The following is a 4,917-nucleotide window of genomic DNA, read 5'->3' on the forward strand; positions in this document are numbered from 1 at the left end:
GTGAAAATCCAGAGGCATCCCCGCATACGAGTTATCCCAACTGCGGGCAAAAATAACATAATCTGCTGTAATAATCTGTGAACGAATCAGAACGTCGGTATGAAGCTTGATCGATTCCATCACTTCCGAGAGAATTTCAAATCCCTTATCCTCATCCTCTTGTTCCAATGCATCACTCAGCGCACTGTTTTGTCCTAAAATCAATGCATAGCGCAGAGCATTTGAACGCTCTTTTTCGAGTTGATTATTAAGTGCCAGCGAGAGTTGATCACTTAAACGTTCCAGTGTTTGAGAAGTCACTTTTTGTTCCAAATAAAGGGCAATCGCACCAAGAACAATCATGATCAAGAAAAAAATACCGGCTATCATCTTTTTATCAGCAAAAAAATTTAACCAGCGATCCATTAGCTCAATTCCTTTCTCTTTTTTCCCATTTTATACACATACGCCAACACTTCGGCAACAGCGGCAAACATCATGTCGGGGATTGGACGGTCAATTTCTACCTCTTTATATAGTGATCGGGCGAGCGGAGGATTTTGAACGATATGGACTCCATTTTCACGGGCTATTTTTTTAATCTGAATCGCGATATTATCAACCCCTTTAGCTACGACAACCGGAGCATTATGTTTCGTCTCATCGTACATTATCGCAACTGCGTAGTGTGTCGGGTTGGTAATGACGACATCGGCAGTAGGAACCGCTGACATCATCCGTTTTCTTGCCGCTTGCATCTGAATTTGACGAATTTTTGCCTTGATATGCGGGTCCCCTTCCATATTTTTCATCTCATCTTGTACTTCTTGTTTTGACATTTTTAATTTATCAAAATATTGTTTCCGCGTTAACAAAAGATCGGCAATAGCATAAATAAAAATAATGCAAAGCATCACAAATGCCAATACTATTGCTTTGTCACGCAACCAATACATTTGATTTTCAAGGCTAAAAAGAGCTACAGTAGGAAGCTCTTCAATAAAATACCAAAAAAATAATAAACCAATTCCCAATGCAGTAAAGGATTTAAAAGTGATTTTAAGCGATTCTAAAAACTTTTGAAGCGTAAACAGATTTGCAAAACCTTTAATAGGATCAAGTTTAGAGAAATTTGGAATGAGAGGCTTTGTCGTAAAATTAAACCCAAATTGCGCAATATTTCCAATAATACCGGCAAGAGCGATAATAGTGGCAAAGGGAACCGTCATAATTAATGTCTCTTTAAATGTCACAAAAGCAAGATCAATCATCCCTTCACGATTCACGGGTAATGTTAAAATAGAAAAATAATATCGAGTCAGTTTTAACATGCTATCCGCTATAAAAGTAAACATCATCAATAGTGCTAAAATAGCGACAAATAATACAAATACACCGGAAATATCCTGACTTTTAGGGACATTTCCTTCTTCTCGGGCGTCTTCGAGCTTCTTGGCGGTGGGTTCTTCGGTCTTTTCTTGATCGTCAGCCACACATTACCCTTAATCCATTTTCATAGACATATCAATCCACGATGCTTGATGAATAAGTGCTCCCGTACTAATCGCATCCACCCCTGTCTTGGCATATTCTTCTATTGTCTCTAAAGTAATATTACCGCTTGCTTCAAGCAATACACTACTATGATGTTCCCATTTGTATTCCACTACTTCTCGCAGCTGTAAGGGAGTCATATTGTCACACATTACAATGTCAGCACCCACCTTCATAGCTTTTTTAGCCATCTCAAAATCTTCCGCTTCAATCTCGATTTTAGTGGTAAACGGGATTTTTTTGCGTGCATCCGCCATAAATTTGTCTAAATCATCAATCGTTTTGAGATGAGTATCTTTAAGCATCAGCGCATCATCCAATCCCATACGATGATTTGTCGCTCCGCCGATACGGGTCGCGTATTTTTCAAAATTACGTAATAGCGGGCGGGTTTTTCGAGTATCGAGGAGTTTGGTGCCATACGGTGCGATAAGATCGACGTATTTACGAGTCAATGTCGCGATCGAGCTAGCGTGTAACAACATATTCAATAACGTCCGTTCAATTCGCAATAACGTATATGAATCACCGCTAAGACCAATGAGCACTTCCCCTTTAACAAACCGTTCTCCATCACGTTTATGCCAAAAAATATCAAACTTCTCCTCTTCTGCTAATACCCAAAGATACTCTTCTCCGGCAAATACACCATCACTTTTTGCGATAATTTTCGCCGATGCCGGACATGCCTCAGAGACCCGCGCATACAAATCCCCTCGTCCGACATCTTCAGCCAATACTTCACGGATAAATTGTTCAATCATACAGTTACCTTTTTAACTTTTTCATTTCAAATGCCAAAATACAAATTACCTATATTTAAAGTTTTATCTTATTGTAGCATATTAGAGTTTTTGAATTCTACCGCCGTTTAAAACCAAAATAAGTTCACACACTAATACTTCGCTAATACTTTCGTGCAATACTGCTGATATGAAGACAAAAAGTAAAAGAAATATGTCGCAATTGGCACTAGAATTCTTTTTATGTGTTTTATTAAGTAATCAGATACAAATATAAAGAAGCAAATAATGAATATTTCCGTTGTAATAATTGTAAAAAATGGCGCTTCCACATTAATGCAATGTTTAGATAGTTTGCATTATTTTGATGATATTGTTCTCTATGATAATGGATCAACAGATAAAACAGTTGAAATTGCGACTGCTTACAAAAATGTCACTCTTATTAAAGGCGTATTCATTGGTTTCGGTCCAACCAAAAATATGGCAGCGACCTATGCAAAACATAACTGGATTCTCTCTATTGATGCGGATGAAGTTCTGAATAACGAAATTGTTCAAGAAATTCTAACATTAACTTACGATTCTAAAAAAGTTTATTCTCTACTCAGAAAAAATTTCTACAAAAAAACTGAAGTTCGTTATTGTTGGGGCAATGACGAACTTGTACGTATTTACAACAGAACAATAACGAACTTCAGTTATGACAATATACATGAATACATTATCACCGATGGATTAATAACTCAAAAGCTTCACGGTTATTTTAGTCATTTTACCTATCAAAACATTTCAGAATTCATATTAAAAGTTGACTTCTATTCAACACTATTTGCTATTGATAATACTGGGAAGAAAACCTCATCTCCTTTGAAAGCAATTTTCAATGCTAAATATACTTTTTTAAAGACATATTTTTTAAAAATGGGATTTTTAGATGGATATGTCGGGCTTGTAATTGCTTTTTCACATATGGCTACTAATTTTTACAAATATATGAAACTTTACGAAATGAACCTTACTGAAGATCATAAGGTGAATAAATAATAATAAGCTGCGATAGAACTGGCGTGCAAGAGCATATTAAGCAACATCCGCTCGATCCCCATAACAGCGTATGCGAATCGCCGCTGATACCTAAGATTTCCCCTTTTTCGTTCATCGTAACCACCCTTTCAAAAGTTTTATCTTATTGTAGCATATCAGGGATTTTGAATCATTATTTCGTTTTTAGGAGTCATCTATTCAATCTTCACTTTTCAACGATTCCCATCAACTATAATGAAACCTCGCCGCGATGATCCTGATCGTCCCCTCTTCCACTTCATAAATCAGCCGATGTTCGCTGTCGATACGTCGTGACCAACATCCTGAGAGCTCAAATCTCAACGGTTCAGGTTTACCGATCCCCTCGAACGGAGTACGTTGAATCGATTTTATCAGCTCATTGATTTTTTTAACCATTTTTTTATCAGTCGTTTGCCAGTAGAGATAATCATCCCACGATTCATCCGTCCATTGCAGATTCATCGATCAAATCCTTTGCAAACGCTCTACCGCTCCGCGCTTTGGAAAGTGATGTCAAAAGGCGTTCACGGTTGGCACTGTTCGAGAGAAGATATTGACTCTCTTTCATAGCGTTATATTCGCTAAAAGGGATTACAACGACATTTTCTCCCCCTTTACGATGGATAATAACTTCTTCGTTATCAGCATAGACACTGTCAAAAATAGATTTGAGATTGTTGCGTGCCGTTGAGTAATTAACTACCTGCATAACATCTCCTTGTACAATATTTTGTTTATTATATTGTACAACTTTTAAATGATATATGCAAATACTGTATTAGTCCATAACGCTTGCTTTGTCGAACCATGTATCGGAAGTGGGACTGTGTCTGCCCCCTTGGGTATCAGTTGAAAGGATTGATGATTTTCAAATTTCCGTCTATCAGCATTTCGTGTTGCATATCTTCGCTGTAAACGACTGTACAGTTATTTTCTAACGCTGTAGCTACAATCAAAGCATCATAATATTGAAACTGGTATCGATCTTTGAGTTTGAGTGCTTTAATTTGAGTCGTGAGATCAAAATCGACAATCGGGAGAACATTATCGATTTCCAATAAGACATTTTCTACTTGGTCTGATCCTAGTTTAAATTTTTTGAGAAGGATATTGCTGAGTTCATTGATGACTTGTTTTGAGATTATTACATTATCTTCGAAACTATCGAGCAGTTGCAAGGCTATGGATTGTTTTTTTGGCTCATCTTCCGAATACGCATAGATCAGGATATTGGTATCCAAAAAAGCCTTATCGTGCATTAGCCTCTTCTCTATCGAATTGATAGCCCTTTGTTTTAATCGAAATAGAGTTTAGCTTTTTAGGCTTTGATTTAGTGCTACTTTCTACGGTCAATTTCACATCATTCTTTGGCAGGTTATTTAAGAAGAACATCACTTTATCAAAAATTGTGTCATTGACTTCCAGTTTGAGTGTATGCATCTGATCCCTCCTCTTTGTAATTGAGTAAATTATATCCCAAAACTCATAAAAAGCATCACAACGCGTAAGAAGTTTGTCTTAATATTCAAAAGTGAAGATTTGAATAGATGACACCTATTCCGTAGATTTTATT

The 4,917-nt window shown here is 36.9% G+C and carries 7 protein-coding genes and 1 pseudogene; 1 reads left to right on the plus strand and 7 read right to left on the minus strand.

All coding sequences use genetic code 11. From position 1 onward, the window contains the following. From WA010_RS08060 to nadC, 3 genes and pseudogenes are all read right to left on the minus strand, one after another. Positions 1-405, minus strand: a pseudogene (locus WA010_RS08060) (hypothetical protein); the annotation flags it as partial. Continuing rightward, a complete protein-coding gene (gene flhB, locus WA010_RS08065; protein ID WP_422556615.1) occupies positions 405-1,472 on the minus strand; it encodes a flagellar biosynthesis protein FlhB in 1,068 nt (355 codons plus the stop codon). The pseudogene WA010_RS08060 and the gene flhB, both read right to left, overlap by 1 nt. Positions 1,473-1,481: 9 nt before the next feature. Further along, positions 1,482-2,297, minus strand: coding sequence for a carboxylating nicotinate-nucleotide diphosphorylase (nadC, locus tag WA010_RS08070; protein WP_422556616.1), 816 nt, complete (start codon positions 2,295-2,297; stop codon positions 1,482-1,484). 267 nt (positions 2,298-2,564) lie between these two features. Here nadC and WA010_RS08075 point away from each other — a divergent pair, with 267 nt between their 5' ends. Then, on the plus strand, positions 2,565-3,323 hold the full coding sequence (locus tag WA010_RS08075; protein ID WP_422556617.1) for a glycosyltransferase family 2 protein: 759 nt from the start codon (positions 2,565-2,567) through the stop codon (positions 3,321-3,323). A 225-nt stretch (positions 3,324-3,548) separates the two neighbouring features. On the opposite strand, the gene WA010_RS08080 is transcribed toward WA010_RS08075, so the two are convergent. The 4 genes from WA010_RS08080 to WA010_RS08095 all read right to left on the minus strand — a co-directional run bounded on the left by WA010_RS08080 (position 3,549) and on the right by WA010_RS08095 (position 4,784). After that, the gene (locus WA010_RS08080; RefSeq protein WP_422556618.1) at positions 3,549-3,806 is read right to left on the minus strand and encodes a Txe/YoeB family addiction module toxin; all 258 of its coding nucleotides are present in this window, start codon (positions 3,804-3,806) and stop codon (positions 3,549-3,551) included. Next, positions 3,784-4,053, minus strand: a complete 270-nt coding sequence (locus tag WA010_RS08085; RefSeq protein ID WP_422556619.1) for a type II toxin-antitoxin system Phd/YefM family antitoxin — start codon at positions 4,051-4,053, stop codon at positions 3,784-3,786. Before WA010_RS08085 ends, WA010_RS08080 begins: the two co-directional genes overlap by 23 nt. A 136-nt stretch (positions 4,054-4,189) precedes the next feature. Next, positions 4,190-4,603 carry a PIN domain-containing protein gene (locus WA010_RS08090; protein WP_310439559.1) on the minus strand — a complete coding sequence of 138 codons (414 nt, stop codon included), beginning with the start codon at positions 4,601-4,603 and terminating at the stop codon, positions 4,190-4,192. Continuing rightward, positions 4,593-4,784: a hypothetical protein gene (locus WA010_RS08095; protein WP_422556620.1), complete on the minus strand. Its 192-nt coding sequence runs from the start codon at positions 4,782-4,784 to the stop codon at positions 4,593-4,595. The genes WA010_RS08090 and WA010_RS08095 overlap by 11 nt, the downstream gene beginning before the upstream one ends. Between the last annotated feature and the right edge of the window lie 133 nt (positions 4,785-4,917).

Origin of the sequence: Sulfuricurvum sp. (assembly GCF_049305995.1) — a bacterium.
In the GTDB taxonomy this organism is placed as follows: Bacteria; Campylobacterota; Campylobacteria; order Campylobacterales; family Sulfurimonadaceae; genus Sulfuricurvum.